Origin of the sequence: Luteimonas terrae (assembly GCF_031457535.1) — a bacterium.
GTDB classification, from domain to species: Bacteria; Pseudomonadota; Gammaproteobacteria; order Xanthomonadales; family Xanthomonadaceae; genus Luteimonas; species Luteimonas terrae_A.
On the sequence record NZ_JAVDWO010000005.1, the window covers coordinates 1 to 19,759 of the forward strand.

The 19,759-nt window shown below is 66.9% G+C and carries 17 protein-coding genes, 4 tRNA genes and 1 pseudogene; 18 read left to right on the forward strand and 4 right to left on the reverse strand.

All coding sequences use genetic code 11. From position 1 onward, the window contains the following. Nucleotides 1–181 precede the first annotated feature (181 nt). Nucleotides 182–1,273, forward strand: a complete 1,092-nt coding sequence (locus J2W68_RS06825; protein ID WP_310234464.1) for an IS110 family transposase — start codon at nt 182–184, stop codon at nt 1,271–1,273. 378 nt (nt 1,274–1,651) lie between these two features. Here J2W68_RS06825 and J2W68_RS06830 read toward each other — a convergent pair whose 3' ends face one another. Both J2W68_RS06830 and J2W68_RS06835 read right to left on the reverse strand, forming a co-directional pair. Next, a complete protein-coding gene (locus tag J2W68_RS06830; RefSeq protein WP_310233915.1) occupies nt 1,652–2,113 on the reverse strand; it encodes a hypothetical protein in 462 nt (153 codons plus the stop codon). A 77-nt stretch (nt 2,114–2,190) separates the two neighbouring features. Then, nucleotides 2,191–2,565: a hypothetical protein gene (locus J2W68_RS06835; protein ID WP_310233917.1), complete on the reverse strand. Its 375-nt coding sequence runs from the start codon at nt 2,563–2,565 to the stop codon at nt 2,191–2,193. A gap of 235 nt (nt 2,566–2,800) precedes the next feature. Between J2W68_RS06835 and J2W68_RS06840 the strand changes: the two genes are divergently transcribed. The 16 genes and pseudogenes from J2W68_RS06840 (at nt 2,801) to J2W68_RS06915 (ending at nt 17,225) form a co-directional block, all read left to right on the forward strand. After that, complete coding sequence (locus J2W68_RS06840) at nt 2,801–3,757, forward strand: integron integrase (protein WP_310233918.1); 957 nt, start codon at nt 2,801–2,803, stop codon at nt 3,755–3,757. After that, nucleotides 3,754–6,277: pseudogene (locus J2W68_RS06845) on the forward strand (DNA internalization-related competence protein ComEC/Rec2); the annotation flags it as partial. The gene J2W68_RS06840 and the pseudogene J2W68_RS06845, both read left to right, overlap by 4 nt. Next, on the forward strand, nt 6,171–6,812 hold the full coding sequence (locus tag J2W68_RS06850) for a MotA/TolQ/ExbB proton channel family protein (protein WP_310233923.1): 642 nt from the start codon (nt 6,171–6,173) through the stop codon (nt 6,810–6,812). The pseudogene J2W68_RS06845 and the gene J2W68_RS06850, both read left to right, overlap by 107 nt. A 3-nt stretch (nt 6,813–6,815) precedes the next feature. Continuing rightward, the gene (locus J2W68_RS06855) at nt 6,816–7,265 is read left to right on the forward strand and encodes an ExbD/TolR family protein (protein ID WP_310233926.1); all 450 of its coding nucleotides are present in this window, start codon (nt 6,816–6,818) and stop codon (nt 7,263–7,265) included. Nucleotide 7,266: 1 nt separating this feature from the next. Then, nucleotides 7,267–9,081: a lipid A export permease/ATP-binding protein MsbA gene (gene msbA, locus J2W68_RS06860; protein WP_310233928.1), complete on the forward strand. Its 1,815-nt coding sequence runs from the start codon at nt 7,267–7,269 to the stop codon at nt 9,079–9,081. Beyond that, nucleotides 9,078–10,049 carry a tetraacyldisaccharide 4'-kinase gene (lpxK, locus tag J2W68_RS06865; RefSeq protein WP_310233930.1) on the forward strand — a complete coding sequence of 324 codons (972 nt, stop codon included), beginning with the start codon at nt 9,078–9,080 and terminating at the stop codon, nt 10,047–10,049. The genes msbA and lpxK overlap by 4 nt, the downstream gene beginning before the upstream one ends. A 217-nt stretch (nt 10,050–10,266) precedes the next feature. Next, nucleotides 10,267–11,037, forward strand: coding sequence for a 3-deoxy-manno-octulosonate cytidylyltransferase (gene kdsB / locus J2W68_RS06870; protein ID WP_310233931.1), 771 nt, complete (start codon nt 10,267–10,269; stop codon nt 11,035–11,037). Beyond that, nucleotides 11,034–11,516 carry a low molecular weight protein-tyrosine-phosphatase gene (locus J2W68_RS06875; protein ID WP_310233933.1) on the forward strand — a complete coding sequence of 161 codons (483 nt, stop codon included), beginning with the start codon at nt 11,034–11,036 and terminating at the stop codon, nt 11,514–11,516. Before kdsB ends, J2W68_RS06875 begins: the two co-directional genes overlap by 4 nt. A 7-nt stretch (nt 11,517–11,523) precedes the next feature. Next, nucleotides 11,524–12,951, forward strand: coding sequence for a thioredoxin-like domain-containing protein (locus tag J2W68_RS06880; protein ID WP_310233935.1), 1,428 nt, complete (start codon nt 11,524–11,526; stop codon nt 12,949–12,951). 32 nt (nt 12,952–12,983) lie between these two features. Further along, on the forward strand, nt 12,984–14,873 hold the full coding sequence (gene uvrC / locus J2W68_RS06885; protein WP_310234467.1) for an excinuclease ABC subunit UvrC: 1,890 nt from the start codon (nt 12,984–12,986) through the stop codon (nt 14,871–14,873). An 18-nt stretch (nt 14,874–14,891) separates the two neighbouring features. After that, nucleotides 14,892–15,491 carry a CDP-diacylglycerol--glycerol-3-phosphate 3-phosphatidyltransferase gene (gene pgsA, locus J2W68_RS06890; protein WP_310233938.1) on the forward strand — a complete coding sequence of 200 codons (600 nt, stop codon included), beginning with the start codon at nt 14,892–14,894 and terminating at the stop codon, nt 15,489–15,491. A gap of 36 nt (nt 15,492–15,527) precedes the next feature. Next, a tRNA-Gly gene (locus J2W68_RS06895) sits at nt 15,528–15,603 on the forward strand. A 77-nt stretch (nt 15,604–15,680) separates the two neighbouring features. Then, nucleotides 15,681–15,754, forward strand: a tRNA-Cys gene (locus tag J2W68_RS06900). A 46-nt stretch (nt 15,755–15,800) separates the two neighbouring features. Next, a tRNA-Gly gene (locus J2W68_RS06905) sits at nt 15,801–15,876 on the forward strand. A gap of 105 nt (nt 15,877–15,981) precedes the next feature. Then, nucleotides 15,982–16,068: transfer RNA gene (locus J2W68_RS06910), tRNA-Leu, on the forward strand. A gap of 182 nt (nt 16,069–16,250) precedes the next feature. Further along, complete coding sequence (locus J2W68_RS06915; protein ID WP_310233942.1) at nt 16,251–17,225, forward strand: GGDEF domain-containing protein; 975 nt, start codon at nt 16,251–16,253, stop codon at nt 17,223–17,225. Between the two features lie 10 nt (nt 17,226–17,235). On the opposite strand, the gene J2W68_RS06920 is transcribed toward J2W68_RS06915, so the two are convergent. After that, nucleotides 17,236–17,505 carry a hypothetical protein gene (locus J2W68_RS06920; protein ID WP_310233944.1) on the reverse strand — a complete coding sequence of 90 codons (270 nt, stop codon included), beginning with the start codon at nt 17,503–17,505 and terminating at the stop codon, nt 17,236–17,238. 32 nt (nt 17,506–17,537) lie between these two features. Continuing rightward, nucleotides 17,538–17,792: a hypothetical protein gene (locus J2W68_RS06925; protein ID WP_310233946.1), complete on the reverse strand. Its 255-nt coding sequence runs from the start codon at nt 17,790–17,792 to the stop codon at nt 17,538–17,540. Between the two features lie 296 nt (nt 17,793–18,088). On the opposite strand from J2W68_RS06925, the gene J2W68_RS06930 reads away from it, so the two are divergent. Beyond that, nucleotides 18,089–19,663 carry an FMN-binding glutamate synthase family protein gene (locus J2W68_RS06930; protein WP_430539687.1) on the forward strand — a complete coding sequence of 525 codons (1,575 nt, stop codon included), beginning with the start codon at nt 18,089–18,091 and terminating at the stop codon, nt 19,661–19,663. Nucleotides 19,664–19,759: the final 96 nt, after the last annotated feature.

Below are 19,759 nucleotides of genomic sequence, written 5' to 3' on the forward strand. Positions count from 1 at the left end.
TCAACTCTCGGCCGAGAAAACGTTATGGGTTCAAATCACCGATCGAACGAATGCGAGAACTCCTCGGCGCGGTGCACTTCGCTTGTTAATTCACCAGACTTCCCACTTCAGCGGCAAGCCGCTCGGCATCGAGTGCCATGATTGTGTTTCGACGAACAATCAAATGAAGGGGAAGTCTCCAATGGGCACTATAACCATGGGTGTGGACCTGGCAAAGCAGGTGTTCTCAGTGAGCGAGCTCGACGCTGGCGGCCGGGTCCGGCAGCGTCGGGACCTCAAGCGCGACGCCTTTGCCGCATGGCTGGCCCAACTTCCGCCCGGCACAGTGGTGGCGATGGAAGCGTGCAGCGGGGCGCACCACTGGGCGCGTCGCTGCCTTGCGCACGGGCTGGTGCCGCGCCTGATGGCGGCGCAGTTCGTGAAGCCCTTCCGCAAGTCGCAGGGCAGCAAGAACGACCGCAACGATGCCGAGGCGATCGCGACCGCGGCGCGACAGGGCAACATGCGCTTCGTGGCAGTGAAGACGGTCGACCAGCAGGCGCGGCTGAGTTGGCATCGCGTGCGCGAAGGCTACAAAGTCGAAGGCCTGGCGATCAGCAACCGCCTGCGCGGGCTGCTGGCCGAGTTCGGCGTTGTGGTGGCACGCAGCGACCACGCGCTGCGTCGCGCGCTCGGCGATGAAGCGGTGCGCAACCAGTTGCCGGCAATGCTGCACGGGCTGCTCGATGACCTGCAGCAACACTGGCAACAGGTGCGCGAGCGGATCGCGGCCTGCGATGCCACCATCGCCGCCCATGCCAAAGCCGATGTGCGCAGCCGGCGCGCCCAGCAGATGCTCGGTGTGGGGCCGCTGACCGCCGATGCAGTCGTCGCCACGATCGGCGATGGCCGCGAGTTCACGCACGGCCGGCAGCTGTCGGCATGGCTGGGCCTGACGCCCACGCAACACTCCAGCGGCGGCAAGCAACGGCTCGGGCAGATCAGCCGTCGCGGCGACAGTTATTTGCGCACCTTGCTGATCCAAGGCGCGAGAAGCAGTTTGCAGCGGGCGAATGCGGTTGCGTTGGAGAAGGCGAGTGCCGAGCAGATCTGGATCCGCGGCTTGGCGCAACGCATGCCCTTCGGAAAGATGCTGGTGGCGGTCGCCAACAAACACGCGCGGCAGCTGTGGGCAATGCTGGCACGTGATGAGGATTACGACGCCGAAGCCTGGCTCAGGCACCCGATGGTGCAGAGGCCGACAAAGCGCAAGACACACGCCACGGCCACCTGAAAGCGGGGCACGGCACACGAGGTCCAACGCCAGAGCGACGAGGTAGCAAGCGGTCAGACCGTCCCGGAGAGAGCCTGACTAACAAGGTGGCGCCACCACATGACACGGCTGATCCCCGTGCATGGGCCAAGCCGATGAATGAGAGAGGCCTTCGGGTGCGGTTTTTACCCTGGTCCGGATCAGTAACGCCGATCCAACAAGACCGATTACGGAAATGCAGTCTGGCAACGCTTTGATCACCGATCACTCTGGCGAATGTTACTGCGATACCCGACAACCGGAGAACAGCAAATGCCTCAACGCTCAGGCGCGGCGCTCATGCACTCGGAGTTGACGGGAAGCTCCTTACGGAATTGTTAGGCCGCTGTCACGTGCCTGTCAGCGCAATATACTGACAATTGCCACTAATGCCCCCATTGTGATTGGCCCCAAGAGCACAGCTCTTTTTGCGTAAGTGAGTAGGGGCTCTTTATAAGTGACTGACCCAGAGGTTTTCCAAGGCTCGGGATAAAGGATATTTCCATTCGTTAGGCCGAATCTGTTCGGGTCAAACAATCCGTTAAGGTCATCCACTTTTTGCAGAATTCCAGTATGCATATAAAATTCTTTTTCTATGTGCTTTATTAAAACGTAGCCAGCAATGCCGGCTGCTGCAGCGATGAAACCAAGCGAGAGACTGGTAGTGAGGCCCATGTTGTCTCTAGTCACTGCGAATCCTGCCAATGCTACCGCCCCACCTACTACGAGACCTGATACTTCGACAGCGAGTTTGTGCCAATGGAGTGCACAGTTACCTACGTGACTACGAACGTTCAACAGCGTTTCATGATCTTCTGTCACGGGAGCACTCCTCTTGGGTAGCGGCCTAACGCCTGAGTTAAGCCGAACCGCGAGGCGGTTTCGGCTTGAACGAATTGTTAGGCCCAAACGAACTGAACATGCTCTTTGCCTCGGCTGTCCAGAACGTAAGACCTTACGTACATACGATGATTCTCTGCAACGTAAACCTCGGTCCGCATCTCTGAGATGGCCCCTTGATCAATCTGGTGCCGCTCAAGATGCTTCGGGAGTGACTTTCGGTAGTGCTTGAGCGACTCCCGTACGCGGGGGGTGAGGCTAAAGAGCTCCTCCGGGCGATCAGGAATCCACGTGACCATAACCTTCTGTCCTTTGCGGTCGCGGGCAAGCTGATACATGTCCTCGAATACGAAGTCGCCATCGACGTAGTTCATGCCACTCATGAAAGAGTGGGTCCAGTTGTGTGCCATGGACTTGATGAGCTTGTACTTCATGAAAGAACGATCTTGGGCCTAACTAGTATTCGACCCCGGATGCGGGGTGTTGCACCGAGTATGCGTCGGAACTCCGGTGGTCGCCAAGCGGGAATTTCCGACGCAGAATCAACGTCTTGTCGCGTTCTGACAGGCGTTTCAAACGTCTAGCCTGCATGCGGTATCCGGCGCATGGAGGCGCAGTGTGTTATCAGACGCAAGCGAGGCGGTAACCGACCCGGTCAGGTCCCCTAAGTTGCTCGACCAAGTGCGGGCGCGTTGCAGGGTGCGGCATCTGAGTATCCGGACCGAGCGGGCCTACGTCGGCTGGATCCGGCGATTCATTCTGGCCAACGCCAAGCGGCATCCGCGCGAGATGGACGGGGCGGAAGTCACAGCGTTCTTGACGGTGCTGGCCACGCGGGATCGGGTGGCGGCGGGTACCCAGAATCAGGCGCTGGCCGCGCTGTTGTTTCTGTATCGGGAGGTGCTCGGCGTCGACCTGCCCTGGATGGAGGCGGTCGTGCGTGCGAAGCGGCCGCGTCGGGTGCCGGTCGTGTTGGCCGTCAAGGAGGTCGAGCGTCTGCTGCGGGCGATGGAGGGACGGCCGGCCTTGCTCGCGGGGCTGCTGTACGGCACCGGCATGCGGTTGATGGAAGCGCTGCGCTTGCGGATCAAGGATGTCGATTTCCTCCAGCGTCAGATCGTGGTGCGCGACGGCAAAGGCGGGAAGGATCGCCACGTGCCGCTGCCCGAGCGTTTGACGCATGGGCTGCGTGATGAGATCGCGCGTGCCCTGCATCTGCATGACGCGGATCTTCGTTTGGGGCATGGCGCGGTCTGGCTGCCGGCCGCATTGACGCGCAAGTATCCGAACGCCGCGCGCGAGCGCGGCTGGCAATACGTGTTTCCCGCACAGCGGCTGTCGCGTGACCCGCGCGATGGCGCGGTACGGCGTCATCATCTCGACGAGTCGGTGCTGCAACGCGTGGTGCGCACTGCACGCCTGCGCGCGGGCATCCTCAAGCCGGCGAGCTGCCATACGCTGCGGCATTCGTTCGCGACGCACCTGCTCGAGTCGGGTCAGGACATCCGGACGATCCAGGCACTGCTTGGTCACAAGGATCTGTCGACGACGCAGATCTACACCCATGTCCTCAACCGGGGCGGGCTGGGGGTGCGCAGTCCATTGGACCGGCTGCCGCTTGCATGAGCGCGCAGCGGGTGCCGGGTCTCGGCCTCGGCGTCGCAGCAGGACTGGTACTCGGTGCCATCGCAAGTCTGCAGCTGCCCGTCTTGCCGCCGTGGTGGGTGATGGCGTTTGCGCTCGCAGCGGCAGTCGCGGGCTGGGCGGTCTGGCGCGGGCCAGGGCGCGTCGCTGCGGCTTTCTTCGTTGGTGCAGCGCTGTGCGGTCTGCACGCGGCACACGCTTTGGCGATCCAGTTGCCGCCGCCGATGGAGCGGGGCGATTTCGAGGTGCGTGGTCAGGTCATCGCCCTACCGGTACACGAGCCACAGCGCACGGCGTTCCTGTTCCGCGTGGCTGGCGATGACTCGGTACCGGGCCCGTTGCGCGGTCGCCTGTTGCGGCTGTCCTGGTACGACGATCGCCGCGAAGGTCCGGACCTTCGGCGGTATGGGCTGCAGGCCGGCAGCGACTGGACATTCACCGCGCGGCTGCGTGCGCCGCGCGGGCTGCGCAATCCGGGCTGGTTCGATGGCGAGAAGCGGGCAATGGCGCAGCGTGTCACTGCGGTGGGCTACGTGCGCAGTGGTGAACCGGTCACGCGTCTCGACGCGGGCCGCGGCGTGGGTCGGTGGCGCGAACGCGTCGCGACGCGTATCGATGGCGTGGTCGACCGCGACAGTGCGCGCTATGTGCGGGCACTGGCGATCGGCGACACGCGCGCGCTGAGCGATCTGGACTGGGAAGCGCTGCGCGCGACCGGGCTGACGCATCTGATCGCGATCTCGGGCTTCCACGTCGGCATGGTCGGCGGTTTCTTCGCATTGGCGGCCACCGCGGTGTGGTGGTGCCTGCCGTGGCTGGGACGCTGGCTGCCGCGTCCGCAGGCGGCGGCGATTGTCGCGCTGCTCGCGAGCACGGTCTACGCGGCAGTGGCCGGTTGGGAGCTGCCGACCGTGCGCACGGTACTGATGATCGGCGTGGTCGTGATCGCGCGGCTGGCGCGGCGGCATCTGCGCATCGCCGATTCCCTGGCCTACGCCGCAATCGCCGTCGTGCTGGTTGATCCGATGTCGGTGCTGTCCGCGGGTTTCTGGCTCAGCTTCGCCGGTGTCGCCTGGCTGGTCTGGTGTCTGCCCGATGCGCGTGAACTGTCGAAGCTTCGCGGCCTGCTGGCTTCGCAGTGGGTGGCGACCATCGGCCTGTTGCCATTGACGGTGATCCTGTTCGGACAGGCCTCGCTGGCCGGGCCGATCGCCAATCTGGTCGCGATTCCATGGTGGAGTCTGGTCGTGGTGCCGCTGGCGCTGATCGGCACCGGGCTGGAGGCGATCCATACCGGCGCCGGCGACTGGGCCTGGCGCAGCGCCGCGTGGGCATTCGAGCTGAGCTGGCCGCTGTTCGACTGGCTGGCGGCGAGTCCCATCTCGCTCTGGTGGTTGCCCGAGCCGCACTGGCTTGCGCTGCCGCTCGCACTCCTGGCGGCGTTCTGGATGCTGTTGCCGGGAGGCGTGCCGGGAAAATGGCTGGCGGCGCTGTTGTGGCTGCCGCTGCTGTGGCCCGATCGGCGGCTTCCGCAACACGGCGAAGCGGAACTGGTGGTGCTCGATGTCGGACAGGGACTGTCGGTCCTGGTCCGCACATCGCGCCACGCCGTGCTCTACGACGCCGGGCCTGCGATTCCCGAGGCGTTCGACGCTGGCGAGCGCGTCATCGTCCCGGCAGTGCAGGCGCTGGGCGTGCGCCGCCTTGATGCCATCGTCATCAGCCATGGCGATGCCGATCATGCAGGCGGCTTCGGCGCCGTGCAGCGCCGCTTCGCCGCGCCAGTGATCTTCTCGCCGCAATGGGATCGCGTGCCGGGCGCGTCTCCATGCCTGATGGGCAGTGCCTGGCGCATGGACGGGGTGACGTTCCGATTCCTGCACCCGGACCTGTACTTCCCGGCCTTCCGCAATCCATCGAGTTGCGTGCTGCGGGTCGAGACCGCGCACGGCGCTGCATTGCTGCCGGGCGACATCGACGATCTGGTCGAACGGCTGCTGGTCCGGCGCGACGCAGCCTCGCTCGCGGCCGAGGTCGTGATCGCCGCGCATCACGGCAGCCGCAGCTCTTCCGATCCCGCTTTCGTACACGCGTCCGGCGCCGCGGTTGCGATGATGTCGGCGGGTCACGGCAACCGCTTCGGGCATCCGCATGACGAGGTGGTCCGGCGCTGGACCAATGCCGGCGCCGCGGTCGGCAGCACAGCCGGCGGCGGGGCGACCCGGCTCCGGCTGCAGGCCGGCGGACTGGTTGTCACGCAGGAACGCGTCAGGCGGCCGCGGTTGTGGGACGCCGCGCAACAGGCCGAGCGGCGCGAAGCGCAGCCCGGGGCGGCCGGGCAGGCTGGGCTATCCTATTCCCCGGATTGAACCGGCCATCGGCCGAAGGGGTTGCTGTGCTCGAACTGGTGAAGGCTGGCGGCTGGCCGATGCTGCCCCTGCTGCTGCTGTCGGCTGTCGCGCTGGCAATCATCGTCGAGCGCTTCTGGGCGCTGCGCCGCAAGGCGGTGCTGCCGCCGGGGCTGGGCGCGGAAGTCCGCGCCTGGGCCGCGCGCGGCACGCTGGACCCGGCGCATATCGAATCGTTGCGCGGCACGGCGCCGCTGGGCGCATTGCTCGCCGCCGCGCTGGACGTGCGCAGCCGCCCGCGCGAGGAGATCCGCGAACGGGTCGAGGATGTCGGCCGCCATGTCGCCTTCCGCATGGAGCGCTATCTCAATGCACTGGGCACGATCGCCGCGGCCGGTCCGCTGCTGGGCCTGTTCGGCACCGTGGTCGGCATGATCCAGATGTTCATGGGCGTCATGGACCACGGCGTCGGTGATGTGAACCAGCTCGCAGGTGGCATCGGCAAGGCGCTGGTCTGCGCGGCGGCGGGCATGATCGTCGCCATTCCGGCATTGATGTTCCACCGCCACTTCCGCGCGCGCATCGACGGCTACATCGTGCAGATGGAGCACGAGGCGATCGCGCTGATGGACGTCATCGATCCACGCAACCGCCGCGGCGTGCAGGTGCAGGCACCGGTGCAGGGCTGACGCATGCGCATCCGCGACCGCCGCGCCGAGGACAATCCGGAACTCAACCTCGTGCCGCTCATCGACGTGATCCTGGTGCTGATCATCTTCTTCGTGATCACCACGACCTTCGATGCGCGCTCGGTGCTGAAGCTCGAACTGCCGCAGGCCACCGGCGAGCGCAACGATGCGCAGGACGGCGCGCTGAGCCTGCTGATCAATGCCGACGGCCGGTACTTCGTCGACGATCGCGAAGCCCTGCGCACCGATGTCGAATCGCTCAAGCGCACGATCGCGGAAGTCGCTGGCGAGGACCGCGACCGCACCGTGCTGCTGCGCGCCGATGCGCGCACGCCGTGGCAGGCGGTCGCGACCGCCTACGACGCGCTGGGGCAGCTCGGTTTCAAGCGCATCGCGAATGCGACCGCGCCGCCGACGGCGGCTGCGGCTGCCGCGGCCACGCAAGAGGAATGACATGAGTACCGTTGTCGACAAGGCGCAGCACGACGCGCCGACGCCCGGCCCCGTGCGCGCCGATCGCGCCTGGCCGGTCTATCGCCGGCTGCTGAAGTTCTCCACCGACTATCGCGGCCTGCTGTCGGTGGCGCTGGTCGGCATGCTGATCGAAGCGGCCGCGGGCGGCGCCTTCACCAAGATGATGGAGCCGATCATCGACGAGACCTTCGTCGGGACGAACGCCGGCGTGAACCTGTGGCTGCCGGCGGCGATCATCGGCCTGTTCGTGATGCGCGGCATCGCCGGCTATCTGGCGGACTACAACATGGCCAAGGCTGGCCGCGGCATCGCCCGCGATCTGCGCGTCATGGTGCTCGGCAAGTACCTGCGCCTGCCGGGCATGCGCTTCGATGCCGAGCCGGTACCGTCGATGTTGATACGCCTGGGCTCGGACTCCGACCAGGTGTCGCAGGCCGCAGTGGACGCTGCCAAGGTGATGATCCAGCAGTCGCTGCAGATCATCGCGTCGCTGATCGTGATGCTGTGGACCAGCTGGCAGGTGACGCTGACGATCCTGGTCATCGCCCCGCCGCTGTCATGGATCATGGGCAAGGTCGCGCGTCGCTACCGCCGCGTCAGCCACAACATCCAGGACAGTTCGGCGCTGCTGCTGCAGGCGGCCGACCAGTCGCTGAGCAACCAGCAGGAAGTGAAGATCTACGGCGCACAGGCGGCCGAGAACGCGCGTTATCGCGCGGTCGCCGATACGCACATGCGGCTGAACCTCAAAGTCGAGGCCACGCGCGCGATCTCGTCGGCGGTCGTGCAGCTGATGGGCTCGGTGGGTCTCGCGCTGCTGATCGTCATCGCGGGCTACGAGGCCTCGCAGGGTCGTCTGACCGCGGGTGGTTTCGTCGCGCTGATGATCGCGATGATGGCGATCATTCCGGCGCTCAAGCAGCTGACGAACGTGCAGAACATGCTGCAGCGGGGCGTGGCCTCGGCCGAGCGCCTGTTTGAGATTCTCGATTCGGACGACGAGCGCGACACCGGCACACGGCCGCTGGCGCGTGCGCGTGGCGAGATCGAGTTCCGCAACGTCGGTGCGCGCTATCCGGGCCAGAATGCGCCGGCGCTGGAGGATGTCAGCTTCGTCGCCAAGCCCGGCACGGTGACCGCAATCGTCGGGCGCTCGGGCAGCGGCAAGTCGACGCTGATCAAATTGATCCCGCGTTTCTACGCGCAGGCGCAAGGCGAGATCCTGCTCGACGGCTATCCGATTGACGACTACAAGCTCTCCGACGTACGCCGTCAGATTGCGCTCGTAGGACAGCAGGTGATGCTGTTCGACGACACCGTGGCGGCGAACATCGCCTACGGCGAAATGGCCGGCGTGTCGCGCGAAGCGCTCGACGCGGCCATCCGCGGCGCCAATGCGATGGAGTTCATCGAAAAACTGCCCAAGCACCTCGAGAGCGGCATCGGCAGCCGTGGCGGTCGCCTGTCGGGCGGCCAGCGTCAGCGTTTGGCGATCGCCCGCGCGATGCTCAAGGACGCGCCGATCCTGATCCTCGACGAGGCCACCGCCGCGCTCGATACCGAGTCCGAGCGCTTGGTGCAGGATGCGCTCGAACATCTGATGCCGGACCGCACGACGCTGGTCATCGCGCATCGCCTGTCGACGATCGAACACGCCGACCAGGTGCTGGTGCTCGACCACGGCCGGCTCGTCGAGCACGGCACGCATCAGCAGCTGCTCGAACAGGACGGCCTGTACGCGCGTCTGCATCGCATGCAGTTCCGCGATGGCGACGGCGGGGACCGCGTCGGATGAAGGCACCGCGGTACTGGTTCGACGGCAGCCGTCCGCCGTTGCATGCCCGCGCGCTCGCCCGGATCTACGGCGCGGCGTCACGGCTGCGGTTGAAATTCGTACGCCCGCGCAAGGTTTCGAAGCCTGTGCTGGTGATCGGCAATCTGATCGCCGGCGGCAGCGGCAAGACGCCGCTGACGATCGCGGTGGTCGCGCGTCTGCAGGCCGCGGGTTGGACGCCGGGTGTTGCCAGCCGTGGCTATGGCCGCGATGACGCCGGCACGCCGCGCTGGGTCGAGCCGGTCACCGATCCGAAACTCGCCGGCGACGAGCCGGTGCTGGTTGCCGCGCGCACCGGCGCCAGGGTGCGCGTCGACGCCGATCGCGTCGCGGCCGCCAAGGCGCTGATCGCCGCCGGTTGCGACATCGTGGTCTGCGACGACGGTCTGCAGCATTACCGCCTGCGTCGGGATGTCGAGATCGAAGTCATCGACGGCGTGCGTCGCTACGGCAACGGCCTGCTGATTCCCGCCGGCCCGATGCGCGAGCTGGCGACGCGCAGCGCCGATGTCGATTTCCGCGTGCTCAACACCGGCAGCGCCACCGACGTGGCAGCCGAATTCGGTGAGTGGCCGATGCGGCTGGAGACCGGGCAGGCGCTGCCGCTGGTCGGCGGCCGCGCGCTGCCGCTGTCGCGTTTCGCCGGTCAGCGCGTGCATGCAGTCGCAGGCATCGGCGATCCCGAACGCTTCTTCGCGACGCTGCGCAGCCATGGCATCGCCGTCGTGCCGCACGCCTTCGCCGACCATCATCGCTACACCGCCGAAGACCTGCGCTTCGGCAGCGACCTGCCGGTGCTGATGACCGAGAAGGACGCGGTGAAGTGCATGCGCTTCGCCGGCGAACGGCATTACAGCGTGCCGGTGTCCGGGGAGCTGCCGGAAGCGTTCTGGATCGCCTTGCTGGACCGGTTGACCAAGCTGCGCTGATCGAGCGCTGGCCGAGAAGGCGCGGCTTGCGCCCCTCTCCCTCGGGGAGAGGGGGTGGGGTGAGGGCGAACGCTCGCGATATGTTGTCCGCACGCAGCATCTGAGGCGATGGATTTCGCTTCGCTCCAACCATCTTGCGGCCCGCCGCGTTGGCCATTGCGCTAGCGCCGCAAGGCGCCGCACAGCCCGACGCACCGAGATCTGGGACAATCCCCGCATGAGCACATCCACCGGTTTCGTCGTCGCCATTCCCGCGCGTTACGCATCCACCCGCTTGCCGGGCAAACCGCTGCAACTGCTTGCCGGCGAACCGCTGGTGCTGCATGTCGCGCGGCGCGCACTGGCGGCGGGCGCGGACGAGGTGTGGGTGGCGACCGATGACGCACGCGTGCGTGAGGCGCTCGCCGGCACACCGGTGCAGGTGGCGATGACGTCGCCCGAGCATCCCTCCGGCACGGACCGTCTGGCCGAATGCGCCGCGCTCGCTGGTTGGGATGCCGCGCGCGTGGTCGTGAATCTGCAGGGCGACGAACCCTTTGCGCCTGTGTCCGGCATCCAGGCCGTCGCCGCGCTCGCGGCGCAGCCGGGAGTGGATCTCGCGACGCTGTGTGCGCCGGTGGCCGATGTCGAAACGCTGCTGGATCCCAATGCGGTCAAAGTCGTGCGGAATGTCGAAGGCGATGCGCTGTACTTCAGCCGCGCGCCGGTGCCGTGGCCGCGCGATGCCTTCGCACGCAGCCGCGACGTCATGCCGGATGGCGAGTGGTGGCGGCATATCGGCATCTACGGGTATCGCGTGGACTTCCTCAAACAGTTCGCGGCGATGCCGCCGGGGCGCCTGGAGCAGATCGAGATGCTCGAACAGTTGCGTGTGCTCGAAGCCGGGCACCGGGTTGCGGTCGGCATCGCCCGCGAGCCGTTTCCGCCCGGCGTCGATACGCCCGAGGATCTCGCCCGCGCGCAGACGCGTCTGGCAGCCGGCGAATGAGCCGCCTGCTGGTGGTGTGCCTGGGCAACATCTGCCGTTCGCCGATGGCCGAAGGCGCGTTGCGCGCGCGGATCGAGGGCGCTGGCCTGCGCGACGTGATTGAAGTCGATTCCTGTGGCACCGGCGACTGGCATGTGGGCGACCCACCGGACCCGCGCGCAATCCGCAACGCCGCCGGTCACGGGGTCGACATCTCCAGCCTGCGCGCCCGCATGCTCGACGCCGCCGATTACCGCGACTTCGATGTGCTGCTGTGTGCCGACGCCAGCACCTTGCGCATCGTCCGCGACCGCCGGCCCCCAGATGGCACGGGCGAGATCGCGCTGCTCCTCGACTGGGCCGGGCAGGGCGGCGGCGACGTGCCGGACCCCTATACCGGCGACGCGGCCGGGTTCGAATCGGTCTGGCAACTGGTCGACGCGGCCGCCCGGGAGATCGTCGCGCGGTATCGACGCGGCGCTCCGGGCGTTCGCGCATAATCCGGGCATGACCGACGCCGCGACCGCTCCCGAGTTCCCGGCCAGCCTGGAGTGGCTGAACCTGACCGACCCGCTGCGCATGGCGCAGTTGCGGGGCAAGGTCTGCGCGCTCGCGTTCGTCAATCTCGCCTCGGCCTGGTCGCAGCAGCGTCTGGCCGACCTGGGTCATCTGCGCGCGCGCCATCGCGAGCGGCTCAATGTCGTTGCGGTGCACGTCCCGCGTTTCGACGCCGAGCGCGAGCCGCGCCGTGCGTCCAAGCGGGCGCACCGCCAGCATGTCGAATTCCCGGTCGCCCACGATGCGGACTGGACGCTCTGGCAGCACTACGGCATCGAGGCCTGGCCGACGGTCGTGCTGATCGACGGCGAGGGCCGGGTGCGCGAGCGCATCGTCGGCGAGGGTGGCATTCGCGAGCTTGACGCACGCGTGAGCGCGCTGGCCGCCGAACTCACCCCGTACGCGGTCAGTGTCGAACCCATCCGCATGCGCCGCAGTGGCGAGCCGCCGTTGCCCCTGTGTTTCCCGGCCGGCCTCGCGCTGGCGGGCAATTTTCTCTACGTCGCCGACAGTGGCCATCACCGCGTGCTCGAATGCGACACCAGCGGGCGCGTGCTGCGCCAGTTCGGCAGTGGCAGTCCCGGCTTCATCGACGGGCCGATGGAACTGGCCGCGTTCACCCGGCCGCATGGCCTCTATGTCGAACGCGATGTGCTCTATGTCGCCGACACCGGCAACCACGCGGTGCGCCGGATCGAACTGCGTAGCGGCGACATCTCGACACTCTGCGGCGCCGGCCGTCCGGGCATTACCAACGAAGGTGCATTGACCGATCCGCGCGCGGTCGCGCTCGACCAGCCACGCGACATCGTGCTCGCCGGCGACAAGCTCTATATCGCCTGCGCGGGCGACAACCGCATCTGGCGGCTCGATCTCGGCCGCTCGACGATCGAACTGCTGGCCGGCAGCGGCAAGCTTGCGGTGATGGACGGCAGCGGATCCATGGCCTCGTTCGCCGAGCCGGTATCCCTGGCCTGCGTACAGCAGACGCTCTACGTCTGCGATGCCAGCGGCTCGGCTGTCCGCAGCGTGCATACGCGCACCGGCGCGGTGTCGACGCTGGTCGGCCAGGACCCCTGGCAGTTCGGTCGCGTCGATGGTCCACGCACCGACGCGTGCATGCAGCATCCGCAGGCGCTGGCGCTCGAACCCGATGCGCCGGTGCTGTGGATCGCCGATGCCGGCAACGACAGCCTGCGCCGTCTGCGACTGGGCGGCGGTGAACTGACCTCCTTCGAACTGCCGCAGCGCCTGCATGCGCCCGGTGGCCTGGCGATCGGCGGTGATGCGGTGTGGATCTCCGACACCGATGCGCACGCCGTGCTGCGGCTCGACCCGGTCAGCGGCGCCGTGCGTCACGTTCCGATAGGCGAATGACCGGGCCGCGCAAGGCAAGCGGTGGTGGGGTGATGTTCGACGGCAAGGCGTTCGTCGCTGGGCTCAGCACCGCACCGGGCGTCTACCGCATGTATGCGGCGGACGACACCGTCCTGTACGTCGGCAAGGCCGCGGACCTGCGCAAGCGCGTGGCCAGCTATTTCAACGCATCGCCCAAGGTCACCCGGACGATGGCGATGATCGCGCAGATCGCGCGCATGGAAACCACGGTCACGCGCAGCGAAGCCGAAGCGCTGCTGCTCGAAAACCAGCTCATCAAGTCGCTCAAGCCGCGCTACAACGTCTCGCTGCGCGACGACAAGAGTTATCCCTACGTGCTGGTGACCAGCGACGACTGGCCGCGCATTGCCGTGCATCGCGGCCCGCGCAACGTGGCCGGGCGTTACTTCGGTCCGTATCCGGGCGTGACCGCGGTGCGCGAAACGCTGAACCTGATGCAGAAGCTGTTCAAGCTGCGCAACTGCGAGGACAGCGTCTTCCGCAACCGCTCGCGGCCGTGCCTGCAGCACCAGATCGGCCGCTGCACCGCGCCCTGCGTCGGCATGATCTCGGCGCAGGATTACGGCGATGCCGTGCGCCGCGCGTCGTTGTTCCTCGACGGACGCAGCGACGAACTCACCCGGGAAGTGACGCGCGACATGGAGGCCGCGGCCGAAAAGCTCGACTTCGAGGACGCCGCGCGCCTGCGCGATCTGCTCGGCAACATGCGCAGCATGCAGGCGCGCCAGTACGTCGACGGCAAGGTCGCCGAACTCGACGTGCTCGCCTGTGCGATGCAGGGCAGTCAGGCCTGCGTGCTGCTGCTGGCGTTCCGCGACGGCCGCAACCTGGGCACGCGCGCGTTTCATCCGCGCACCAATGGCAGCGACGATCCGGCCGAGGTGCTGGCCGCGTTCGTGTCCCAGCACTACGCCGAGCAGACGCCGCCGCGCGAAATCGTGCTCGACCGCGCGATCGAGGACGTGCCGCTGCTCGAACAGGCCTTCAGCGAATCCACCGGTCGCCGCGTGCAGATCAAGACCAGCGTGCGCGGCGACCGTGCGCGGTACGTGGATCTTGCGCGCCGCAACGCCGAGATCTCGCTGGCGACGGAAATGAGCAGCCAAGCGGCGCAGAACGCGCGCGCCGAATCGCTGCGCGAGATGCTCGGGCTCAGCCAGCTCGCGCAGCGCATCGAGTGTTTCGACATCAGCCACACCATGGGCGAGGCGACGGTCGCCTCATGCGTGGTGTTCGACGCGGCCGGTCCGGTGCGCGGCCAGTACCGGCGCTACAACATCGCCGGCATCGAACCGGGCGACGATTACGCGGCGATGCATCAGGCGCTGACCCGGCGCTTTCGCAAGGCCGCCGATGCGCGCGCCGCCGAGGTCGCGGCTGTGGAGGCGGGCACCGACGTGCCTGCGGCCGCGGAAGGCGCAGGCATCCTGCCCGACGTGCTGCTGATCGACGGCGGCACCGGCCAGGTCGCGCAGGCGCGCGCGGTGCTCGACACGCTGGGCATCACCGGCATCTGCCTGGTCGGCGTGGCCAAGGGCGAGGCGCGCAAGCCCGGTGACGAGACCCTGCTGCTGCCGGATGGGCGCGCGCTCAAGCCCGGCGCGGCATCGCCAGGCCTGCAACTTGTGCAGCAGGTGCGCGACGAGGCGCATCGTTTTGCGATCACCGGTCATCGTGGACGCCGTCAGAAGGCACGCACGACCAGCCGGCTCGAGGACATTCCCGGCATCGGCCCCCGCCGCCGCGCCAGCCTGCTGAAGCATTTCGGCGGTCTGGGTGGGCTCAAGGCCGCCGGTGCCGAGCAGATCGCCCAGGTCGAGGGCGTCAACGCGGCGCTTGCGCAGCGCATCTATGCGACCCTACACGGGCTCGACCCCGGCCCAGGCGCCGGACACGACTGAATCCCCCACAGGCGTCCGATGAAATTCACGATTCCCACCTGGATCACACTGATGCGGATCATGTTGATCCCGGTGCTGGTGCTGGTGTTCTACCTCCCGTTCCAGTGGACGAACTTCGCCACTGCGCTGGTGTTCGCGTTCGCGTCGATCACCGACTGGCTCGACGGCTGGATTGCGCGCAAGTACCACCAGTACTCGGCATTCGGCGCATTTCTCGATCCGGTAGCCGACAAGCTGATGGTTGCCGTCGCGCTGTTTCTGATCGTGCAGGGCCACCCGACGCCCTGGATGGCGTTCTGGGCGGCGGTGATCGTGGGCCGCGAGATTGCGGTGTCCGCATTGCGCGAATGGATGGCCGAACTCGGCCAGCGCGCGACCGTGCGCGTCGCGGCGATCGGCAAGATCAAGACAGTCGCGCAGATGGTCGCGCTGCTGTGTCTGCTGTATTCGGTGACGCCCGACCAGCCGCCGCGTCCGCTGCCGTGGCTGGGCCGCGAGATCTTCATCATCGGCGACTGGCTGCTCGCGATCGCGGCGATGCTGACGCTGTGGTCCGGCCTGCTGTATCTGCGTGCTGCATGGCCGATCATGCGCGCCGCGGAAAAGAACAAGTATTGACACCCCGGTGGCGATGAGTAGAATTTCGCCTCCCAAGCGGGAATAGCTCAGTTGGTAGAGCGCAACCTTGCCAAGGTTGAGGTCGAGGGTTCGAGCCCCTTTTCCCGCTCCAGTTTCGAAGACGACGCCCCGGGTTGTACGCGGGGTTTCGTTTTGTCGACAGGACCCAAAGTCCTGCACGGCGTCACCGGCCTGGTGGCAGAGTGGTTATGCAGCGGATTGCAAATCCGTGTACGCCGGTTCGATTCCGACCCAGGCCTCCAGCCGGCGCACCACACAGGGCGCAGGCGGGTTACAATTCGGTTCCAAGCGGGAATAGCTCAGTTGGTAGAGCGCAACCTTGCCAAGGTTGAGGTCGAGGGTTCGAGCCCCTTTTCCCGCTCCAGTTCGAAAAGCCCTGCAGATGCGGGGCTTTTTCGTATCTGGCGCTGCGGCGGTCGTGCGCGGCGGTTTCAATCGGCGGCGCGCTGCGGCACGCTGTCGATCGCCTGCCCGGATGGCGAAACTGGTAGACGCACCGGACTTAAAATCCGTTGGCCGCAAGGTCGTGCCGGTTCGATTCCGGCTCCGGGCACCATCATCGGTCGCTTCATTCTGCAGGCCGACTTCGCAATTCGTCGTCCCGCTTGCGGATCGGCGCTCGCCTTTCACGGTCGCGTCCCCGTCCGCGGTTCAGGGTTTCGCCCCAGCAGGCACAGAACTGGGTCGGCGAGCGGGAAGGGTGCGCTGCGGCGCACCTCCGGAATGGGTGCGGCCACGATGATTGCGAGACTGCGTAACGATTTTCGACTGACCATCATCACCCTGCTGGGGTCGGTGACCTCGGTCGTGGTCGGCAGTTTTCTGGTCTGGCGCCTTGTGCGGGGCGACTGGACCATTGCGGCGCTCGACGCCGGCGTGGTCTTCACGGTGGTCGCGGTCGTGGGGTTGGCCTGGCGCGAAGGCCACACCGAGCGCGCGGGCGCATGGATGGTGGTGCTCAATTCCGGTTTTGCGATCCTCGCATTCCTGACCATCGGGCCGGCGGCAAGCGGCTGGGTCTATGTCGTCTTGATGACCAACTACTACCTGGCGCCGCTGCGCGTCGCGACATGGAGCGGCGCCGCTTTGCTGCTGTGCGCGTCCGCGACGCTGCTCTGGCGCGACGTGGGGCCCTATCACGTCAGTACGCTGGTGACCTGGTCGCTGGTTTACGCATTCTCGATGGTATTCGCGCGCCGGCTGCGCACCCACAGCGATTCGCTGGAGTTGCTGGCGAGCGTCGATCCGCTGACGCGCATTCCCAACCGCGGCATGCTCGAAGCCGATCTGCAGCAAGCGATCGCGACCGGCCAGTCGGGGCGCATCGGCCTGCTGGTGCTGGATATCGACCGTTTCAAGACGGTCAACGACACCTACGGCCACGCCGCCGGCGACACGGTGCTGATGGATCTTGCAGCCTTGCTGGGCGAGGAACTGCGGCAGGGCGATGCCGTTTACCGGTTCGGAGGCGAGGAGTTCGTGATGGTGTTGCCGGCATCGTCAGAGCAGGCGCTGACGCGCACGGCTGACCGAGTTCGCGAAGCAGTCGCAACCCGGCTCACCGGCCCAGGCGGGCAGATCACCGTGGCGGTGGGCGGCGCGATGCTGGCGGCAGAACGCGACTGGCAGGACTGGTTCGCGCGCGCGGATGCATCGCTCTATCAGGCCAAACGCGCAGGCGGCAATACCACCCACATCGCCGAACCGCTCTGAGTCGTGCAGTTCAGCCCGGTCCGGGGTGATGCACGACCCCGGTGCCATCTTCTTCCCAGCCGGTCTTCCCGGCACCACCGCGTGCAGCGCGCACGCGTCGCACTGCACCCAGTCGGCGCCGCCAGCGCAGTGCGACGCCCACAATCAAGAGCAGCGCCATCGCCGCGGCGATCATCATGACCCAGGGCGCAAGCGCGGCGAGCGGCGAGAGGATGGAACCGGTGGTGTTGCGCAGTGCGAGCGCAAAGACACCGCCGGTAATCAGGATGTAGACCGGCATCACCAGAACGCGCCAGATCGTCCGTGGCGAGATCATGCGTCTGCCCTCCGCGCCGCGGCGGTGGCTTGGAATCCGACAACCGGCGCTGCATCAGGCAGTCCACACATCGTGCGGAAGTGCGCCGCCGCCTCCGGACGTGCCTGATCCCACTCGACCGCGCGCGGAATCCGCTCCCATTGCGCGCGCAACACCGGCTCGAGCTCATGCCAGTCGGCACCCGGCCGATCGGCATGCGCGGCCCGCGTCATTTCCGCAAGGACCACAGGGTTATAGGGAAGCTGCGACATGGCGGTTCGACTGACGCGTGGGATCTGCAGTGACAGTAGGCAGCGCACCGCCAAATCGCCGTGAAGCGGGCGGGCGCACAACGGAACATTCAGTTTCCACTGGCCCCGTGACAGAACGCTACCTACCATGCGTACAACGTGCAGCACTGGCCCGATGGCCTGCAGCTGGATTTGACCGCCGTCTGCGAAGGACGGCGTGCTGCGGGCCCTGTACCCGCGGCTTTTCTCAAGGGAGCCCGATGGTCCGCTATCTCGCATTCGCACTCTGCGTCGTCCTGGCGCTGGTCTCGATCGCCATGGCGTCGCTGCACCAGTCACTGGGCTGGGCGATCGTCGCGGTGCCGTTGCTCGCACTGTCGGCGCTGGGCACGGTCGACCTGTTTCAGAAACGCGCGACGCTGCGCCGCACGTATCCGCTGATGGCGCACTTCCGCTACGGGCTCGAAGCCTTTCGCCCGGAAATCCGCCAGTACTTCATCGAGGACGACCAGGATGAGGTGCCGTTCTCGCGCCAGCAGCGTGCGCTGGTCTACCAGCGTGCGAAGAACGTCAGCGACGTGGTGCCGTTCGGCAGCGAGCTGCCGATGTACGGCCCGCATTACGAGTGGATCAATCATTCGCTTGTGCCCGCGCACGCCGCGTCGCACGACTTCCGGGTGCCGGTCGGCGACGAACGCGCGCAGCCGTATACCGCCAGCGTGTTCAACATCTCGGCGATGAGCTTCGGATCGCTGTCGGCCAATGCGATCCGGGCGCTGAATCTGGGCGCGAAGCGCGGTAACTTCTTCCATGACACCGGCGAAGGTGCGATCTCGGATTACCACCGCGAGCACGGCGGCGATCTGGTCTGGGAAATCGGCTCGGGCTACTTCGGCTGTCGCGATGCCAAGGGCCGCTTCGACGAAGACCTGTTTGCGCGTCACGCGGCCGAGCCGCAGGTGCGCATGGTCGAGCTGAAACTCTCGCAGGGCGCCAAGCCCGGCCATGGCGGCATGTTGCCCGGTGCAAAGGTCACGCCGGAAATCGCCGAGACGCGCGGCATTCCCGTCGGCCAGGACTGCGAATCGCCAGCGGCGCACACCACGTTCTCCACGCCGCTCGGCCTGCTGGAATTCGTCGACCGCATGCGCACGCTGTCGGGCGGCAAGCCGGCCGGGTTCAAGCTCGCGATCGGGCATCCCTGGGAGTGGTTCGGCATCGCGCGCGCGATGCTCGACAGCGGCATCCTGCCGGACTTCATCGTCGTCGACGGCGCCGAGGGCGGCACGGGTGCGGCGCCGTCGGAATTCATCAACCATGTCGGCCTGCCGCTGCAGGAAGCCTTGATGCTGGTGCACAACACCCTGGTCGGTATCGGACTGCGCGACCGCATCCGCGTCGCCGCGGCGGGCAAGATCACCAGCGGTTTCGACATCGCGCGCACCCTGGCAATGGGCGCGGACTGGTGCAACGCGGGCCGCGGTTTCATGTTCTCGCTGGGCTGCATCCAGTCGCGCACCTGTCATACCGACCAGTGTCCGACGGGCGTCGCGACGCAGGATCCGGCGCGTTGGCGCCTGCTCGACGTGCCGGACAAGGCCGACCGCGTGTTCCATTTCCACCAGAACACACTCAAGGCGCTACGCGACATGATCGGCGCGGCCGGGCTGGAGCATCCCATGCAGATCGGTCCCGAGCACATCCTGCGCCGCGTCTCGCCGACGGAAGTGCGGTCGCTGGCTGCGCTGTACCGCTTCCTCGAGCCGGGCGAACTGCTGACCGGCGTGCCCGAGCACGCGGTGTTCAAGACCTTCTGGCCCAGCGCCCGCGCCGACAGCTTCGCGCCGCCTGCGCGTGCGTCGGCGATGCATGTCGCAAAGCGGACGCACTGACGCGCCATCGCTGACCGTGTAGGCGCGCGCTTGCGCGCGATGGGCGGTTCGCCGCGCTGCTCTTCGCGCGCGAGCGCGCTCCTACAGAAAGGACGC